Source organism: Methylobacterium organophilum, from assembly GCF_022533465.1.
GTDB classification, from domain to species: Bacteria; Pseudomonadota; Alphaproteobacteria; order Rhizobiales; family Beijerinckiaceae; genus Methylobacterium; species Methylobacterium organophilum.
The window spans coordinates 4616008-4632741 of sequence record NZ_CP092848.1; the positions used below are offsets into that span (position 1 = coordinate 4616008).

At 70.5% G+C, this 16734-nt stretch carries 18 protein-coding genes; 6 read left to right on the top strand and 12 right to left on the bottom strand.

Annotated features, from left to right (window positions below):
- Positions 1-94: 94 nt before the first annotated feature.
- A complete protein-coding gene (typA, locus tag MMB17_RS21785; protein ID WP_241100247.1) occupies positions 95-1921 on the top strand; it encodes a translational GTPase TypA in 1827 nt (608 codons plus the stop codon).
- Between the two features lie 73 nt (positions 1922-1994).
- On the opposite strand, the gene MMB17_RS21790 is transcribed toward typA, so the two are convergent.
- From MMB17_RS21790 to MMB17_RS21800, 3 genes are read right to left on the bottom strand one after another with little or no spacing between them, the layout of a single operon-like run.
- Positions 1995-2366, bottom strand: a complete 372-nt coding sequence (locus MMB17_RS21790) for a hypothetical protein (RefSeq protein ID WP_241100248.1) — start codon at positions 2364-2366, stop codon at positions 1995-1997.
- Positions 2367-2411: 45 nt separating this feature from the next.
- Positions 2412-2807: a hypothetical protein gene (locus tag MMB17_RS21795; protein WP_241100249.1), complete on the bottom strand. Its 396-nt coding sequence runs from the start codon at positions 2805-2807 to the stop codon at positions 2412-2414.
- Positions 2804-3097 (bottom strand): hypothetical protein, encoded by a 294-nt coding sequence (locus MMB17_RS21800; protein ID WP_241100250.1) that lies wholly within the window; start codon positions 3095-3097, stop codon positions 2804-2806. The genes MMB17_RS21795 and MMB17_RS21800 overlap by 4 nt, the downstream gene beginning before the upstream one ends.
- 190 nt (positions 3098-3287) lie before the next feature.
- Between MMB17_RS21800 and MMB17_RS21805 the strand changes: the two genes are divergently transcribed.
- A complete protein-coding gene (locus MMB17_RS21805; RefSeq protein ID WP_241100251.1) occupies positions 3288-3860 on the top strand; it encodes a fasciclin domain-containing protein in 573 nt (190 codons plus the stop codon).
- 79 nt (positions 3861-3939) lie between these two features.
- Here MMB17_RS21805 and MMB17_RS21810 read toward each other — a convergent pair whose 3' ends face one another.
- Entirely contained in the window at positions 3940-4635 is a 696-nt protein-coding gene (locus MMB17_RS21810; RefSeq protein ID WP_241100252.1) for an anti-sigma factor, read from the bottom strand.
- Entirely contained in the window at positions 4632-5183 is a 552-nt protein-coding gene (locus MMB17_RS21815) for a sigma-70 family RNA polymerase sigma factor (protein WP_241100253.1), read from the bottom strand. The genes MMB17_RS21810 and MMB17_RS21815 overlap by 4 nt, the downstream gene beginning before the upstream one ends.
- Positions 5184-5589: 406 nt before the next feature.
- On the opposite strand from MMB17_RS21815, the gene MMB17_RS21820 reads away from it, so the two are divergent.
- Both MMB17_RS21820 and trmFO read left to right on the top strand, forming a co-directional pair.
- Complete coding sequence (locus tag MMB17_RS21820) at positions 5590-6564, top strand: S1C family serine protease (protein WP_241100254.1); 975 nt, start codon at positions 5590-5592, stop codon at positions 6562-6564.
- Between the two features lie 31 nt (positions 6565-6595).
- The gene (trmFO, locus tag MMB17_RS21825) at positions 6596-8011 is read left to right on the top strand and encodes a methylenetetrahydrofolate--tRNA-(uracil(54)-C(5))-methyltransferase (FADH(2)-oxidizing) TrmFO (protein ID WP_241100255.1); all 1416 of its coding nucleotides are present in this window, start codon (positions 6596-6598) and stop codon (positions 8009-8011) included.
- A 6-nt stretch (positions 8012-8017) separates the two neighbouring features.
- On the opposite strand, the gene MMB17_RS21830 is transcribed toward trmFO, so the two are convergent.
- From MMB17_RS21830 to yajC, 7 genes are all read right to left on the bottom strand, one after another.
- Complete coding sequence (locus MMB17_RS21830) at positions 8018-8560, bottom strand: GNAT family N-acetyltransferase (protein WP_241100256.1); 543 nt, start codon at positions 8558-8560, stop codon at positions 8018-8020.
- Positions 8561-8692: 132 nt separating this feature from the next.
- Positions 8693-10435, bottom strand: a complete 1743-nt coding sequence (locus MMB17_RS21835; RefSeq protein ID WP_241100257.1) for an L-lactate permease — start codon at positions 10433-10435, stop codon at positions 8693-8695.
- Positions 10436-10636: 201 nt separating this feature from the next.
- Complete coding sequence (locus MMB17_RS21840; protein WP_238310599.1) at positions 10637-11521, bottom strand: phytoene/squalene synthase family protein; 885 nt, start codon at positions 11519-11521, stop codon at positions 10637-10639.
- A 10-nt stretch (positions 11522-11531) separates the two neighbouring features.
- Positions 11532-11951: an Mth938-like domain-containing protein gene (locus tag MMB17_RS21845; protein WP_420847294.1), complete on the bottom strand. Its 420-nt coding sequence runs from the start codon at positions 11949-11951 to the stop codon at positions 11532-11534.
- 84 nt (positions 11952-12035) lie between these two features.
- Entirely contained in the window at positions 12036-12974 is a 939-nt protein-coding gene (gene secF / locus MMB17_RS21850) for a protein translocase subunit SecF (RefSeq protein WP_238310597.1), read from the bottom strand.
- 85 nt (positions 12975-13059) lie between these two features.
- A complete protein-coding gene (secD, locus tag MMB17_RS21855; RefSeq protein ID WP_241100258.1) occupies positions 13060-14661 on the bottom strand; it encodes a protein translocase subunit SecD in 1602 nt (533 codons plus the stop codon).
- A 67-nt stretch (positions 14662-14728) separates the two neighbouring features.
- Positions 14729-15064 (bottom strand): preprotein translocase subunit YajC, encoded by a 336-nt coding sequence (yajC, locus tag MMB17_RS21860; protein WP_238310595.1) that lies wholly within the window; start codon positions 15062-15064, stop codon positions 14729-14731.
- Between the two features lie 205 nt (positions 15065-15269).
- Here yajC and MMB17_RS21865 point away from each other — a divergent pair, with 205 nt between their 5' ends.
- Both MMB17_RS21865 and MMB17_RS21870 read left to right on the top strand, forming a co-directional pair.
- Positions 15270-16142: an ATP-binding protein gene (locus MMB17_RS21865; RefSeq protein ID WP_241100259.1), complete on the top strand. Its 873-nt coding sequence runs from the start codon at positions 15270-15272 to the stop codon at positions 16140-16142.
- Between the two features lie 180 nt (positions 16143-16322).
- Positions 16323-16685 carry a YidB family protein gene (locus MMB17_RS21870; protein WP_238310593.1) on the top strand — a complete coding sequence of 121 codons (363 nt, stop codon included), beginning with the start codon at positions 16323-16325 and terminating at the stop codon, positions 16683-16685.
- Positions 16686-16734: the final 49 nt, after the last annotated feature.

Sequence of the window (16734 nt, forward strand, 5' to 3'; positions counted from 1 at the left end):
CGCGACACTGCCAGATTCCCGCCAGCCCGCCGTCGACGGTCGCGTCTGCCGCGCTCCGCCACGAGACGGGCTCGCCATGCTTCGAGAACCCCCGATGAAGCTGCGCAACATCGCCATCATCGCCCACGTCGACCACGGCAAGACCACGCTCGTCGACAAGCTGCTCCAGCAATCCGGCACCTTCCGCGAGAACCAGCGCGTGGAAGAGCGGGCGATGGACTCGAACGACCTCGAGAAGGAGCGCGGCATCACCATCCTGGCCAAGGCGACCTCGGTCGTCTGGAAGGACACCCGCATCAACATCGTGGACACCCCCGGCCACGCCGATTTCGGCGGCGAGGTCGAGCGCATCCTCTCGATGGTCGACGGCGTGATCGTGCTGGTCGACGCCGCCGAGGGCCCGATGCCGCAGACCAAGTTCGTGGTCTCGAAGGCGCTCAAGATCGGCCTGCGCCCGATCGTGGCGGTCAACAAGGTCGACCGGCCGGATGCCCGCATCAACGAGGTGGTCAACGAGGTCTTCGACCTTTTCGCCGCCCTCGACGCCACCGACGAGCAGCTCGACTTCCCGATCCTCTACGGCTCGGGCCGCAACGGCTGGATGGCGACCTCGCCGGAGGGCGATCCCTCCGAAGGTCTCGCCCCGCTCTTCGACCTGGTGCTGGAGCACGTGCCGCAGGCCAAGACCGAGGAAGGCGCCTTCCGCATGCTCGGCACGCTGCTGGAGGCCAACCCGTTCCTCGGCCGCATCATCACCGGTCGCATCGCCTCGGGCACCGTGAAGCCCAACCAGTCGATCAAGGTGCTCGACCGCGAGGGCAAGGTGGTCGAGACCGGCCGCGTCTCCAAGATCCTCGCCTTCCGCGGCCTGGAGCGCCAGCCGATCGAGGTCGGCGAGGCGGGCGACATCGTCTCCATCGCCGGCCTCCTGAAGGGCACGGTGGCCGACACCTTCTGCGACCCCTCCGTCAACACCCCGATCCAGGCGCAGCCGATCGACCCGCCCACCGTGACGATGTCCTTCATCGTCAACGATTCGCCGCTCGCCGGCACCGAGGGCGACAAGGTCACGAGCCGCATGATCCGCGACCGCCTGTTCAAGGAGGCCGAGGGCAACGTCACGCTGAAGATCGAGGAAGCCGCCGACAAGGACTCGTTCTACGTCTCCGGCCGCGGCGAGCTGCAGCTCTCGATCCTGATCGAGACCATGCGCCGCGAGGGCTTCGAGATCGCGGTGTCGCGTCCCCGCGTCGTCTTCGAGAAGGACGAGAACGGCGGTGTGCTGGAGCCCATTGAGGAGGTCGTGATCGACGTCGACGAGGAGCATTCCGGCGTCGTCGTGCAGAAGATGTCCGAGCGCAAGGCCGAGATGCTGGAGATGCGTCCCTCGGGCGGCGACCGCCTGCGCCTGGTCTTCCATGCTCCGACCCGCGGCCTGATCGGCTACCAGGGCGAGTTGATGACCGACACCCGCGGCACGGCGATCATGAACCGGCTGTTCAAGGCCTACGAGCCCTACAAGGGCGAGATGCCGGGCCGCCGCAACGGGGTGCTGATCTCCAACGACCAGGGCGAGGCCGTGGCCTATGCCATGTGGAACCTGGAGGACCGCGGCCCGATGATGATCGAGCCCGGCTGGAAGGTCTATCAAGGCATGATCGTCGGCGAGCACAACCGCGAGAACGATCTCGAGGTGAACGTGCTCAAGGGCAAGAAGCTCACCAACATCCGCACCACCTCCAAGGACGAGGCGGTGCGCCTGACCCCGCCGATTCGCATGACGCTCGAGCGCTCGCTGGCCTGGATCCAGGACGACGAGCTGGTCGAGGTGACTCCGAAGTCGATCCGCCTGCGCAAGGCCGTGCTCGACCCGAACGACCGCAAGCGCGCCGAGCGGGCCAAGGAAGCGCTTTCCGCCTGAGGCGAGCCGCCTCGGACGGGAATTTTGACGGGGCCGCTCCGATGGGGGCGGCCCTTTTCGTTTGCCTGGCGGGTCAGGCGCCGGCGCCCCGCCGCCGAGGCAGCGCTGCGCAGCCGAGGTCGCGCAGGGCGGCCGGCGCGAAGGCGAGGCCCGGCATCAGCAGGGGGCCGACCATCAGGATCCAGTAGGTGTTGTCGGGCCGGCCGACGAGCATGAAGGCGCAGAGATAGCCGCCGCCGACGAGGAGGCCCCGGCGCCCGAAGGCGCCAGGCCAGGCCATCCACCCGATCAGGCAGAGCGGGACGAGAAGCGCGACGAGGGGCGCCGGCGCCAGGATCAGCAGGGTGCAATCCTGCACCATCCGCAGCACGAAGCCCCAGCCCCCCGCCGCCGCCCATCCGGGCGAGGCGGCGTCCAGGGGGCCGACATGCGCCGAGACGGCCACCGCGTGGGCCGCCAGCAGGGCGAACCCGGCGCCGGCAGCACCGGCTCAGGTGGCCGCCTCGCGGCGGCGCCCCTCGCCGAGGGCCAGCACGGCCATGGCGCCGAGCATGGGCAGGGCAATCTCCCGGATCGCGACGGCGAGGAGGCCGACGAGCACAGCGGGGGCGTAGCGTTCCGGCCGGCGCAGCCCCAGCGCCAGGGCGAGCAGGCTGCCGATCCAGGCCTCGTGGGCGTAGGTGTAGGTGGCGTTCAGAGCGGGTGCGAGCCCGCCCGCAGCCAGCACGGAGGCCGCGATCAGGCGCGGCCCCTCGGGCATCTGCCGGGCGAAGGCCCGGCGCAGCGCGGCCCAGGCGGCCAAGCAGAGCAGGATGGCGAGGATCCGGGTGCCGAGGGGGCCGGCCTGCGCCTCGACGAGGCTGAGCGTCGGGAGCCGCACGGTCACGAAGGGGCGCAGCGGGTAGTCCCGGGCCCGGTGACGGCCGCGGCGTAGTAGCCGTCGCCGGTCGCGATGCGCGCCGCGATCGCCTGGTAGAGGGCGGCGTCGCCTTCCGCGGCCAGCGGATTCCCGCTCGCCGCCGGCGGCGCAGCGGGCGCGGGGACCGGCCGTGGGGTCGTCGATCCCGTCAGGATCCCGGCGGCGACGAGCAGGGCGAGGGCGGCCAGCAGCGCCCGGGCCGACCCGGGAGACCAGCCGCTGAAACGAGTCGGCGTGGGAGAGAGGCGCGCGGGCATGCCGGGGAGCGGTCGGGAGAGGCCCCGAAGCCTCGCAGGGGCGCGTTAAGAAGACCGCCCATGGGCCCGCGAACGCCCCGGCCCGGCTCCGGCGCGATTATTCTGCGCGCGCCGCGAAACTTCCGTTCCGACCCTGCCGTATCCCGCTCACGCCCCGCCATCGAGGGCGCGAAACGTTCAAGGATACGCCATGTTCAACCTCAGCCGGCCGCTTGCGCAGCGGGCCGCAACCCTCGCGCTCGCCTTCACGCTGGGCGCCGCCGTGCCTGCCGCAGCGCTCGCCAAGAACCCGATGGTCGGCGGCGCGCCGATGTATGCCTCGAAGACCATCGTCGAGAACGCGGTGAACTCGAAGGACCACACCACGCTGGTCGCCGCCGTGAAGGCCGCGGGTCTCGTCGACACCCTGTCCGGCCCCGGGCCGTTCACGGTGTTCGCCCCCACCAATGCCGCCTTCGCCAAGCTGCCCCCGGGCACGGTGGAGACGCTGGTGCAGCCGGCCAACAAGGCGACGCTCACTGCGATCCTGACCTACCACGTCGTCCCCGGCACTTACACCGCCAAGGACCTGATGGCCCTCGCGAAGCAGGGCGGCGGCGAGGCCCAGCTCAAAACGGCGCAGGGCGAGCCCCTCACCGTCACGACCAAGGGCAAGAAGGTCTATGTGACCGACGCCAAGGGCAGCACCGCCACCGTGACCATCGCCAACGTGATGCAGTCGAACGGCGTCATCCACGTCATCAACGGCGTGCTGCAGCCCTGATCGGGGCGGCCCCGAGGGAGACGGAAGAACGGCCCCGGCTCGCGAGAGCCGGGGTTTTTCATGCTTCCTGAGGGGCGCTCTACTCGCGGATCAGCTTGCCCGTGTAGATCACCTGCCCCGTCGGCTGGCCCGTGGGCGAGCCGCCCGGGGGCTCGACGGAGACGGCGATGACGCCCTCCCCGCGGGCGGTGGCCTCCTCCGGCAGGGTGATGCGGCTGGCGCGCTCGCCGAGCAGGCCGAGGGTCTTGGGCGCCTTGCCCGCCCCGACATACCAGAGCTCGAGGCTGCGGCCGGCCGGAGCCTGGGCGGCCACGGGGCGGACCTGGGCGGTCCCCGCCCGGGTGTCCACGCTCACGATCAGGGCCGGCAGGTCGCCGCCGCTCGTCACGACCGCCACGTAGCGGGAGTCGGGGGCCGGTGCCCGCAGGCCCGCGGCGACGAACAGGGCGAGGCCGGCCGCGACGAGGCCCGCCCCCGCGGTCGCAAGGCGCCAGCGCCGGAGCTGGGCGGAGAGGGCCGCCACGCGGTTGTCGTTGGCGGCCTCCGTCGGGGAGAGCCGGCGGGCGATGGCCTCCCAGGCGTCGGCCGGCGGCGCGACCGGGGGCACGCAGAGCGCCAGCGGCGCGAGCCGCCGCTCCCAATCCGCGACCCGGGCCGCGAGCCCGGGATCGGCGGCGAGGTCGCGGGCGAAGGCGGCGCGGGCCTCGGCGGGCAGCGTGCCGAGCACGTATTCCGCGGCGCGCAGGTCCGGATCGTCGGGATGCTCGGCGCTCATGCCCGCGCCTCCAGGCAGCCCTTGAGGCTGGCGAGCGCCCGGTGCAGCCAGGTCTTGATCGTATTCACGGGCCGGTCATGGATCTGGGCCAGTTCCTCCCGCGACAGGCCCTCGCAATAGGCCCGCACCACGCAGTCGCGATGGGCCGGGTCGAGTTGGCCCAGGCAATGCTGCAGGGCGTCCCGGTTCAGGAACGCGCCCTCCGCGTCGCTCGGATCGACGAGCCGCTCGAAGAAATCCTCGCCATCCTCGCTCACCGGCCCCTGGACCTCGCCCTTGCGCCGGATGACGTCGATCGCGCGGTGCCGCGCGACGGCGCAGAGCCAGGGGAGCGGCGGCCCCGCCTGTGCCGTGTAGGATCCCGCCGAGCGCCAGATCTTCAGGTAAACGTCCTGAAGCACGTCCTCGGCGAGGCTCCTGTCCCGCTGGATACGCAGGATCAGGCCGAAGAGTTTCGGCGCTGTCAGGTCGTAGAGGCTGCGCAGGGCCGCCGCGTCGCCCCCGGCGATCTGGGCGAGCAGCCGGCGGAGGGGCTCGTCCTCACGCAAGGCATGGCTCCCCGGCTGTGGCCCTGCATGACATGGCGTGACGCCCCCGATCCTTCGTTCGCGAGCCAGCCCGGTCGCCTCGCGAGGGCCGCCTCCCCTGTCTCGTCGCACCGCTTTTCCCTACCGCCGGGCCGAGGTCCGGTCCGGCGATGAGCGCTTGCGCGAGAACGTTGCGCACAACCCTATCCGAGACCGGGCGCCCGCGCCACGCCGAGGATCCCGCTGCCCCCAGAGGAGCTTCTCAGGAAGGCCGGGAAGGATCGAACGCCCCCTGCGGGCTTGCGGCCCGTGACGATCCCGCCCGAACGCAGCCTGTCGCGTCGCGGGAGGCTGTCGCGAGGCGGGCCGGGTTCCTAGGTTAGGGGATGTCGGGCGATCCGCCCCGCGCCGAATCATCGAGAGCCGGATGAGCGTCCACGGCGATTTCAAGATTCCCGCCTCCGCCCAGCCCAAGCCGGGCGATTACGCTTACGATCTCGACCGGGCGCTCGCGGCGATGGTCTCCCTCTCGACGCGGGTGCCGCTCGAGGCCTTCACCGCCGAGACGCTGGGCACCGAGCGGGCCGGCAACGGCGTGGTGATCCGCGAAGACGGCCTCGTGCTCACCATCGGCTATCTCGTCATGGAGGCGGACACCGTCTGGCTGACCACCCATGACGGCCGCTCCGTGCCGGCGCATGTCGTCGGCTACGACGCGGTCACGGGCTTCGGCCTCGTGCAGGCTTTGGGCGATCTCGACCTGCCGGCCCTGGCCCTGGGCACGGCCTCCATCCTCAAGACCGGGGACCGGGCGGTGCTCGCCGGTGCGGGCGGGCGCAAGCACAGCGTCGCCGTGGAGCTGATCGGCCGGCAGGAATTCGCGGGCTACTGGGAATACGTGCTCGACGAGGCGCTGTTCACCGCCCCCTGCCATCCGCATTGGGGCGGCACGGGGTTGATCGGGCCCTCGGGCGAGCTCCTCGGCATCGGCTCGCTGCAACTTCAGCAGGGCGGCACCGGGCCGGCGCGGGCGATCAACATGGTGGTGCCGATCGACCTGCTGCCGCCGATCCTAGAGGATCTCCAGACCCGCGGGCGCGCCGACCGCCCGCCCCGGCCCTGGCTCGGGCTCTACGCCACCGAGACGGAGGACGGCGTGGTGGTGATGGGGCTGACCGACGACGGGCCGGCCGAGAGCGCGGATCTGCGCCCGGGCGACATCCTCGCCGCGGTGGCGAACGAGCCGGTGCGCGACCTCGCCGGCTTCTTCCGGCAGGTCTGGGCCCTGGGCGATGCCGGCATCCGGGTGCCGCTGACCCTCCGCCGGGACGGCAGGACGCTTACGGTCTCGGTCACCTCGGTCGACCGCGAGGCCTTCCTGGTGCGGCCTCCGCTGCATTGATCGCAGGCCGGCGCAGGTCTATCCCGCGGCGATGAGCGACACTCCTATCCACGTCGTCGGCGGCGGTCTCGCCGGCTCCGAAGCCGCTTGGCAGATCGCGGAAGGCGGCCGCCGGGTCGTGCTCCACGAGATGCGGCCCGTCCGCGGCACCGACGCCCACCAGACCGACGGGCTCGCCGAGCTGGTCTGCTCCAATTCCTTCCGCTCGGACGACGCCAACGGCAACGCCGTCGGCCTGCTGCATCAGGAGATGCGGACTCTCGGCTCGCTGATCCTGCGCGCGGCCGATGCCCATCAAGTGCCCGCGGGCGGCGCGCTCGCCGTCGACCGGGAGGGCTTCGCCCGGGCCGTGACCGCGGCGCTGGAAGCCCATCCCAACGTGACGATCCAGCGCGAGGAGGTGGCGGGGCTACCCCCGGAAAGCTGGGGGCCGACCATCCTGGCCACCGGCCCCCTCACCTCCCCGGCTCTGGCCGAGGCGATCCGCGCCCTGACGGGGGCGGAATCCCTGGCCTTCTTCGATGCCATCGCCCCGATCGTGCACCGCGAGTCGATCGACATGGGCAAGGCCTGGTTCCAGTCGCGCTACGACAAGGCCGGGCCGGGGGGCACGGGGGCGGATTACCTCAACTGCCCGATGGACAAGGAGCAGTACGAGGCCTTCGTGCGGGCCCTGATCGAGGGCGAGAAGACCGTCTTCAAGGAATGGGAGGCCTCGACCCCCTATTTCGACGGCTGCCTGCCGATCGAGGTAATGGCCGAGCGCGGGCCGGAGACCCTGCGCCACGGGCCGATGAAGCCGGTCGGGCTCACCAACCCGCACAATCCGACCGTCAAGGCTTACGCCATCGTGCAACTGCGCCAGGACAACGCGCTGGGCACCCTGTTCAACATGGTCGGCTTCCAGACCAAGCTCCGTCATGCGGAGCAGGTCCGGGTCTTCCGCACGATCCCGGGCCTGGAGAATGCGGAGTTCGCTCGCCTCGGCGGCCTGCACCGCAACACCTATCTCGACAGCCCCCGGCTGCTCGACGCGACCCTGCGCCTGAAGGTGCGGCCGTCCCTGCGTTTCGCCGGCCAGATCACCGGCTGCGAGGGCTATGTGGAGAGCGCGGCGGTGGGGCTGATGGCCGGCCGCTTCGCCCTCGCCGAGGCGGAGGGCCGCGCGCTTGCGCCCCTGCCGGCCACCACGGCCCTCGGCGCCCTGATCGGCCACATCACCGGCGGGCATATCGCGGCCGAGGACGAGGGCGCCCCCCGTTCCTTCCAGCCGATGAACGTGAATTTCGGCCTGTTCCCGCCCCTGGAGCGGCTGCCGCGCAACGAAACCGGCAAGCGCCTGCGCGGCCCCGAGAAGGCGGCCCTGAAGAAGAAGGCGCTCACCGACCGGGCGCGGGCCGACCTCGCCGCCTGGCTCTCCGGGGAGACGCCGCGGGCGGCGGAGTAGTCCCCCTCACGGCCCCCGCCAGACGAAGACCCGCCGGCCCGGCCGGTGGCCGTCCTCGCCGGTATCCTCGAAGCCGAGCTTGCGCAGGAGGCCGCTCGAAGCCTCGTTCTGCGGGCGGCATTCGGCGACGAGCAGGCGGCGGGGATAGGCGCGCGCGAGCGTCCGCACGACGGCGCCGACCGCTTCCGCCGCATAGCCGCGCCCCCGTGCCGCGCCGCCCATCCAATAGCCGATCTCCACGGCCGCGCTCGCCCGCAAATGGGTGCCGACCACGCCGAGCAGGGCCGGATCCTCGCGTCCGCGCACGCCGAGGAAGACGTCGCGGCCCCGCTGCCCGCTGCCGATCAGGCCGCGGGCATCCTCGATCCGGAAGCGGTCGGGCAGGAAATCCACGGCGGCGGTGATGGCCGGGTCGTCGGTGAGCGCCTGGAGGGCGGCGGCATCCTCGGGCAGGAGCGGGGCGATGCGCAGGCGGTCGGTCTCGATCGCGGGCAGCCTGTCGAGGCGGTCCCGGCGCGGGCCGAGGCGGAGGGAGGCGAGGAGGCCCATGGGGGAGAACTGGGCTCGGGAGATCCTACGGAAAGATACGTCCGAGCCGGATTTTCCATCCACCCGGAACGAGAAAACCCCGCACCGGAGGCCGGTGCGGGGTCTCGTCTTTTCGATGTTCGCCGGGGAGGCTCAGTGGGCGGGAGCCGCTGCGGTGGCCGGCGGGTGGATCACCATGTCCGTGAAGGGCGGCACATAGGCTTGGAGCATGACCAGCAGGCCGACGAGGCAGGCCAGCGCGATCGAGTGCCAGAACACGAAGCGCAGGATCTTGCCCTCCTGGCCGAAATAGCCGGTGGCGGTGGAGGCCACGACGATCGACTGGGCGTCGATCATCTTGCCCATGACGCCGCCCGAGGAGTTCGCCGAGGCCATCAGGATGCCGGACAGGCCGAGCTGCTCGGAGGTGATCCGCTGCAGGCCGCCGAACAGCACGTTGGAGGCGGTGTCCGAGCCCGTGAGCGCGACGCCGAGCCAGCCGAGCAGGGTGCCGAAGAACGGGTAGAGGATGCCCGTTCCCGCGAAGGCGAGGCCCAGGGTGGCGTCCACGCCCGCGTAGCGGGTGAGCACGCCCAGCGCCAGCATCGCCGAGATGGTGATGAGCGAGTAGCGCAGCACCCAGATCGTCTCGAAATAGGCGGTGATCAGGCGCAGGGGCGAGAAGCGCATGATCAGGCCGGAGATGATCGCGGCGAAGAGCACGCCCGTGCCGGTGTAGGACATGTAGGTGAACAGGAAGGTCGCCGCCTCGGGGATCGGCTTGGCCACCACCGGGGGTACCTTCAGGATTACGTTGTGCAGGCCCGGCACCTCGTATTTCCAGGTGAAGATCGGGTTCACGACGCTCTTGAACCAGCCGGTGCCCCAGATCGCCACGACGATCGAGAGGATGATCCACGGCACCCAGGCCATGACGATCTCGGAGGAGGAGGCGGTGCGGCCGCCGACCGAGGCCTTCGGCAGGTCGCCGGGCACGCCCGCGCCGAGGGCCACCGGGCGGGGGGAGCCGTAGCCGATCGAGGGATCGTGGCCGCGCAGCGCCGGGGAGGTCCAGATCTGGGCGGGCTGCCAGATCTTCAGGAAGGCGACGAGGCAGCCCATCGAGACCAGCGAGGCGCCGATATCGACGATCCAGGGATTCACGTAGTTCGAGATCAGGAACTGGGCCGCCGCGAAGGAGGCGCCGCAGACGAGGATCGGCGGCCAGATCTTGATCATGCCGCGGAAGCCCGCGAACACCCAGATCAGCCAGAACGGCACCAGCAGCGAGAAGAAGGGCAACTGACGGCCGATCATGGCGCCGAGGATGTAGGGGTCGTAGCCCGTCACCGAGGCCAGGCCCTGGATCGGGGCGCCGAGCGCGCCGTAGGCGACGGGCGCCGTGTTGGCGATGAGCGAGAGCCCCGAGGCCGCGAGCGGCGAGAAGCCGAGGCCGATCAGGATGGCGCCGGTGACGGCGACCGGGGTGCCGAAGCCGCCTGCGCCCTCGAAGAAGGCGCCGAAGGCGAAGGCCACCAGTAGGAGCTGGATGCGCCGGTCCTCGGTGATGCCGGCGACCGATTGCTGGAGGATCGCGAACCAGCCCTTCTCCACCGTCAGGCGGTAGAGGAAGATGACGTTGAGGATGATCCAGCCGATCGGGAAGAAGCCCGTGACCATGCCGAGGATCGAGGCGCGGATCGCGAGATCGGTCGGCATGCCGAAGGCGACGATCGCCACCAGGAGTGCGATGCCGAGGGACAGGACGGCGGCGATATGGGCCTTGACCTTGCCGCTCGCGATCATGCCCAGCAGGGCGATGACGGGCAGCGACGCCGCGAAGGTCGAGAGTATCTGGTTCCCGAACGGGTCGTAGACCTGATTCCAGGTTTGCATGGGCGTCGCGCTCCTCCGGATCGGTACGATCTTGCCGCCGTGCCGATCCGATCCTGCTAGCAGAGCCGTGAGACCCGCTCAACGGAGCGTGATAATGCATTCATAAGGTGTGGCTTTTCTGCGTGGATGACGGCACGCCCCCGTACGTGGGCCGCCCCTCGCGAGATCCGGTCGACTGCTCCGTTCGGATGCGGCCCGGGCTCAGCCGAAGCTCCGGGCGCCGCGCCACAACCGCCACAACCGCTTCCAGCGCGGGATCTCGATCAGAGTGTTGAGCGGGTCGTAGCCCGGCCGCTCCATCGCGGAGAGAACGGTCTCGACCAGGGCAGTGGGCAGGTAGGCCGGCCGGGCGGCGGGCGAGATCGTGTTGCGGGCGGCCTCGTAGGCCGCGAGGTGCCGGCGGGCCAGGGCCCGCAGGGCGGCGCAGGTGCGGTCGAGCCCGGGGCCGCCGCGACCGGTCACGATGTCCTCCCGGGTGACGCCGTTCTCCCGCAGCAGATCGGCCGGCAGGTAGACCTGGCCCTGACGGGCATGCCAGGGCAGCGCCCGCAGGAGCCCGGCGACGCCGTAGGCGACCCCGGCATGGCCCGCGGCCGCCGCGCCCCCCGGCTCCCCGCCTTCGGCCAGCACGAGGCTGCCGAGGCGGACCAGGGAGGAGGCGGTCTCCCCGCAATAGCCTTCGAGGTCGTTCACCCGCGGCATCGGGTCGTCGTAGAGGTCGAAGACCCGGGCATCGATCAGGTCGACGAAGGGCTGGCGGCCGAGGCGACGCGTGACGATGGCGTCGTCGAGGGCGGCGGCGACGGGATTGGCCTTCACGTCACCCCGCGCCTCGCCCTGCAGGGCGTCGCGCCACCATTGCAGCCGGATCTCGCCGGCCATCGGGTTCGAGGCGGCGTCCCGCACCCTGGCGATGGTCAGGCTGAAGGCGTAGAGGGCGAAGAGATGCGGCCGGAAGGCGGCCGGCGCGAACAGCGTGGCGAAGTAGCGGTCGGGATCGCCCTCGCGCACGAGACTTTCGCAATGCTGGAAGGCGAAGGCCAGGCCTTCGCGGGCGCTTGCCGGATTGCTGGTGACGTCGCTCACGCGGCCCCGCTCAGGCGACGGCGATCAGCGCGGCCGCGACCTTACGGTTCTCGGCCACGAGGATGTTGTAGGTGCGCGCCGCCGCTCCCGTCTGCATCACGTCGAGGCCGATCCCGGCGGCTTTCAGGCGCTGGCGCAGGGCGGCCGGCAGCGGCAGGATCTCGGCGCCCGTGCCGATGAGCAGGAGGTCGATCGCCTCGTGCTCGGCGAGCACCGGGGCGAGGCTCGCCGCGTCGATGGCCGCGGCCACGATCGGGTCCCAGGCGTGGATCCCCGAGGGCAGCGCCAGGATCGAGCCGCGATGGGACATCTCGGCGAAGCGGAAGCCGCCGTCGCCATAGGCGTCGATCCCGTACCGCCCCGGCACGAATCCGTCGTGAAGCCGGCCTTCCGGCATCCGGTGCTCTCCCTGGCCTGTCCTCTTCCGCATGATCCCGGAAACCGCATCCGGGACGGGAAGGTCCTTGTCGTGGCCTCGCCCCGAAAGCCGGCGGGCGCCTTTCGGGGCGAGGCGCTATTCGGCGGCCTGGGGCACCCCCTCGCGCTGCGAGGCTTTCGCCCCCGACAGCATCAGGCCGAGATAGATCAGCGACGGGGTCGAGACGAAGATCGCCGAGTAGGTGCAGATCACGACGCCGGCGAGCATCACCACGGCGAAGCCGTTGATTGCCTCGCCGCCGAACAGCACCAGGGCGAGCAGGGAGAGGAAGGCGGAGGTCGCCGTCATCACCGTGCGCGACATGGTGGAGTTGATCGAGAGGTTGAGCAGGTCGACCGTGGGGATGGACTTGTAGCGGCGCATCAGCTCGCGGGTCCGGTCGAACACCACCACCGTCTCGTTGAGCGAGTAGCCGACGATGGTCAGGATCGCGGCGATCGAGGTCATGTTGAACTCGATCCGGGTGAGGATGAAGACGCCCACGGTGAGCACGATGTCGTGCAGGGTGCCGATGATGGCGCCGAGCGCCAGCTCCCGCTCGAAGCGGAACCAGAGATAGAGCAGCACCGCCACGACGGAGAGGACGACGCCGACCGTGCCGGACTGGACGAGTTCGCCGGAGACGCGCGGGCCCACGGTCTCGGTGCGGCGGAACTCGTAATCCTTGTCGAAGGCCGCGTGGGCCTTGTTCATCACCGCGGTCTGACCCTGCTCGCCGGCCTGGAGCGGCAGACGCACCAGCACGGTGCCCTGGTTGCCGAGCTCCTGCACCTCCGCCTCGCCGAAGCCGAAACCGTTGGCGGTGTGGCGGATCGCGGCGACGTCGGCCGCGCCGGACTTCGCCTGCAGCTCGACCAGGGTGCCGCCCTTGAAGTCGATGCCGAAATTCAGCCCGATCGTCAGGAACAGCACCACGGTCGCGAGCGACATCGCCGCCGAGAGCGGGAAGGTGAAGCGCCGGAACCGCATGAAGTCGAAATGCGATTCGTCGGGCCAGAGGCGAAGCAGGCGCATGGTCGGTCTCGAAGCGGGAGCGGTGCCGGGCACCTCTCGGAAACGGCGTCGCCGCCCGCCACGATCCGGCGGGCGTCGTCTGTCGTCAGAACGGAAGGGTCTTGGGCCGGAAGGTCGTATACCACACGGCGATCATCATGCGGGTCAGGGTCACCGCGGTGATGACGGTGGTGAGGATGCCGAGGATGAACACCACGGCGAAGCCCTTCACCGGGCCGGAGCCCATGAAGAAGAGGATCAGGGCGGCGATCGCCATGGTCGAGTTCGAGTCGATGATGGTGGCGAAGGCCCGGTCGAAGCCGGCCTGCAGCGCCGAGACCAGGGAACGCCCGGCCCGCTGCTCCTCGCGCATGCGCTCGTAGATCAGCACGTTCGAGTCGACCGCCGTGCCGATGGTGAGCACGATGCCGGCGATGCCGGGCAGGGTCATCGTGGCCTCCAGCACCGACATCAGGCCGAGGATCAGGCCGACATGCACCATCAGCGCGATGTTGGCGATGAAGCCGAAGGTGCCGTAGGTCGCGAACATGAAGATCACGACGAGGATGGCGGCGACGATGGTCGCCTTCTTGCCGGCCTCGATCGAGTCGTTGCCGAGCCCCGGGCCGACGACGCGCCGCTCGACCACGGTGAACTTGGCCGGCAGGGCGCCCGCCCGCAGCAGCACCGCGAGGTCGTTGGCCTGCTGGACGGTGAAGTTGCCGGTGATCTGTCCCGAACCGCCGGTGATCGCCGAGCGGATCACGGGGGCGGAGACCACCTCGTTGTCGAGCACGATGGCCATGCGGCGGCCGACATTCTCGCTGGTGGCCTGGCCGAAGCGCTGAGCCCCGCGCAGGTTGAACTTGAAGCTCACCATCGGCTCGTGGCTCTGCTGGTCGAAGGCCGGCTGCGCGTCGGTAAGGTCGCCGCCATCGGCCATGACCCGGCGCTCGACCGGGACCTTGGCGCCCTTCTCGTCCTTCGAGGGCAGCAGGTCGACATCGCCCGAGGGGCTGTCGGCGAGCATTCGGAATTCGAGCTTGGCGGTCTTGCCGAGCAGCTCCTCCAGGCGCTGCGGATCCTGCAGGCCGGGCACCTGGATCAGGATGCGGTCGGCGCCCTGCTGCTGGATCGAAGGCTCCAGCGTGCCGGTCTGGTCGATGCGGCGGCGGATGACCTCGATGCCCTGGCCCACGGCGCGGCGGGTGCGCTCGGTGATGCCGGCATCGGTGTAGGCGAGCTGGATCAGCCCATCGGGCTGCTCGTTGACCTCGACGGTGGAGACGCCGGTGGCCGACAGGCTCTGGATCGGCTGCGAGAGTTCGCGCAGCTTCGGCATGACCTTGGCACGGGCGGCCGCATCGGCGATGCGCACCTGGACGCCGCGCTTCAGCACCTGGATGCCGCCATCGGCGCGGACGTTCTCCTGCTGCAGGATGCGGCGGACATCGTCACGCAGGCCCTTGGCCATGGAGCCGACGAGCTCGTTCTGGTCGACCTCGAGCAGGAGCTGCGAGCCGCCCTGCAGGTCGAGGCCGAGCACGATCGCCCGGTTCGGGACGATCCAGTGCGGCACCCAGGCGGGCAAAGCCGCCATGAAGTGCTTGCGCTGTTCGGCCGAGAAGAAGCTCGGCACGGCTAGGCTGAGGCCGATCAGGATCGCCAGCAGCGTCGTGACGATCTTGGTTCTGGAGAAGCGCAGCATCCGCCCGGTCCGACTCTTTTTCTTGTGCGGATGCCGTGCCTTGGCCCGGCATCCTCATCCGGCCTGTTCAGGCCGCCTTGACCGGTGCGCCCTTGACGCGGACCTCGGAGATCATGCTCCGCACGACCTTCACGCGCACATTCGGGGCGATCTCGACCTCGATCTCGGAGGCGTCGTCCGCCACCTTGGTCACGCGGCCGACGATCCCGCCATTGGTGACGACGGTATCCTCCCGGCGCACGTTCTTGATCATGGTCTGGTGATCCTTGAGCTTGCGCTGCTGCGGGCGCAGGATCAGGAAATACATGATCACGAAGATGAGGACGAAGGGCACCAGCTGAATGGCGATCTCGGCGCCGCCGCCGGTGGAACCGGCCCCTTGCGCGAAGGCGGGGGTAATCAACGCTGGAACTCCTGATGGTCGGACAGGCGGCCTGAGCTGCACCACGGATGGCGGGGCCTGTCGAAAAGCGCGCGGACTATAGCCACGGGCTTCCCGAAAGCAACGTCACGCAACCGCGCGCTGCGGGCGGGCTTCTCCCCGGCCGCGGCACGATCGGCTAAGGACGCCCGCACGAACGAACCCCCTCCTCCAATCCGGAGCCGCCATGACGGCCGAGCCGACCCTGTCCGCCCTGATGCCCCTGCTGGAGCGGATCGCCACTGCCCTGGAGCGGGCCGCCCCGTCCGCCCTGCCGCCGGTGGATACGACCACGGCCGATGCCTTCCTCTGGGGGTCGGAGCGGCGCCTGATCTCGGTGCCGCGGGTCAACCGGGTCGAGATCGGGCTGCTCACCGGCATCGACCGGGCGCGTGACCAGCTCTTCGACAACACCGCGCGCTTCGCCCGCGGCCTGCCGGCCAACAACGCCCTGCTCTGGGGCGCGCGGGGCATGGGCAAGTCCTCGCTGGTCAAGGCGATCCATGCCGAGATCAATGCGAAAGGCGGCGCGGCGCGTCCGATGAAGCTCGTCGAGATCCACCGGGAGGACATCGAGGCCCTGCCCGACCTGATGGCGCTCCTGCGCCCCGACCCGCACCGCTGGATCGTGTTCTGCGACGATCTTTCCTTCGATGCCGACGACACCTCCTACAAGTCGCTGAAGACGGCCCTCGACGGCGGCATCGAGGGGCGGCCGGAGAACGTCCTGTTCTACGCGACCTCGAACCGCCGGCATCTCCTCGCCCGGGAGATGGTCGAGAACGAGCGCTCCACCGCGATCAATCCCGGCGAGGCGGTGGAGGAGAAGGTCTCGCTCTCCGACCGCTTCGGCCTCTGGCTCGGCTTCCACAAGTGCAGCCAGGACGAATATCTCGCGATGATCCGCGCCTATGCGGAGCGGTTCCGGCTCGACCTCCCGGCCGAGCAGCTGCGGGCGGAGGCGCTCGAATGGGCGACCACCCGTGGTGCGCGCTCCGGTCGCACCGCCGTCCAGTTCATCCAGGATCTCGCCGGCCGGCTCGGCAAGACGCTGGACTGAGGCGCGGGATCGCGGCGCCGGACGGGCTCGGGGGTGGGATCGAAGGCGCGCGCGCCGGGTTGCCCCTGGGCCGCGGGCGTCGGGCACGAAACGCGGGCTTGCCGTCTGCTGCAGTGCCGTCGTCTACTGCCCCGCCGATGCCGCGGCGCGCCATGGGCGGCGTCGGGGGGAGGAAGCGCAATGAGTCTGTTCGACAGCATCAAGAGCTCGCTGAGCGGATCGCTCGGGCAGGCGGCCGCCGCCGCCCTGCCGCAGATCATCGAGACGGTGCTTCCCGGCGGCCTTCAGGGCCTGCTCGACCGGCTCCAGCAATCCGGCCACGCGGCCCAGGTCAATTCCTGGCTCGGCCGCGGGCCCAACGAGCCGATCACCACGGGCGACCTGCGCCGGGTGATCGGCGACGACCATGTCCGCATGATCGCCGAGAAGCTCGGCCTGCCGCCGGACCAGGTTCTCGCCACCCTGTCCAAGCTGCTGCCGGAGGCGGTGGACCGGCAGAGCCCGAACGGCACGCTCCAGAGCCCGCCGCCGCGGGACGCCTGACGCGACCGCATCGAACGAAAGCGGCGGCCCCTCCCGGAGCCGCCGCCTG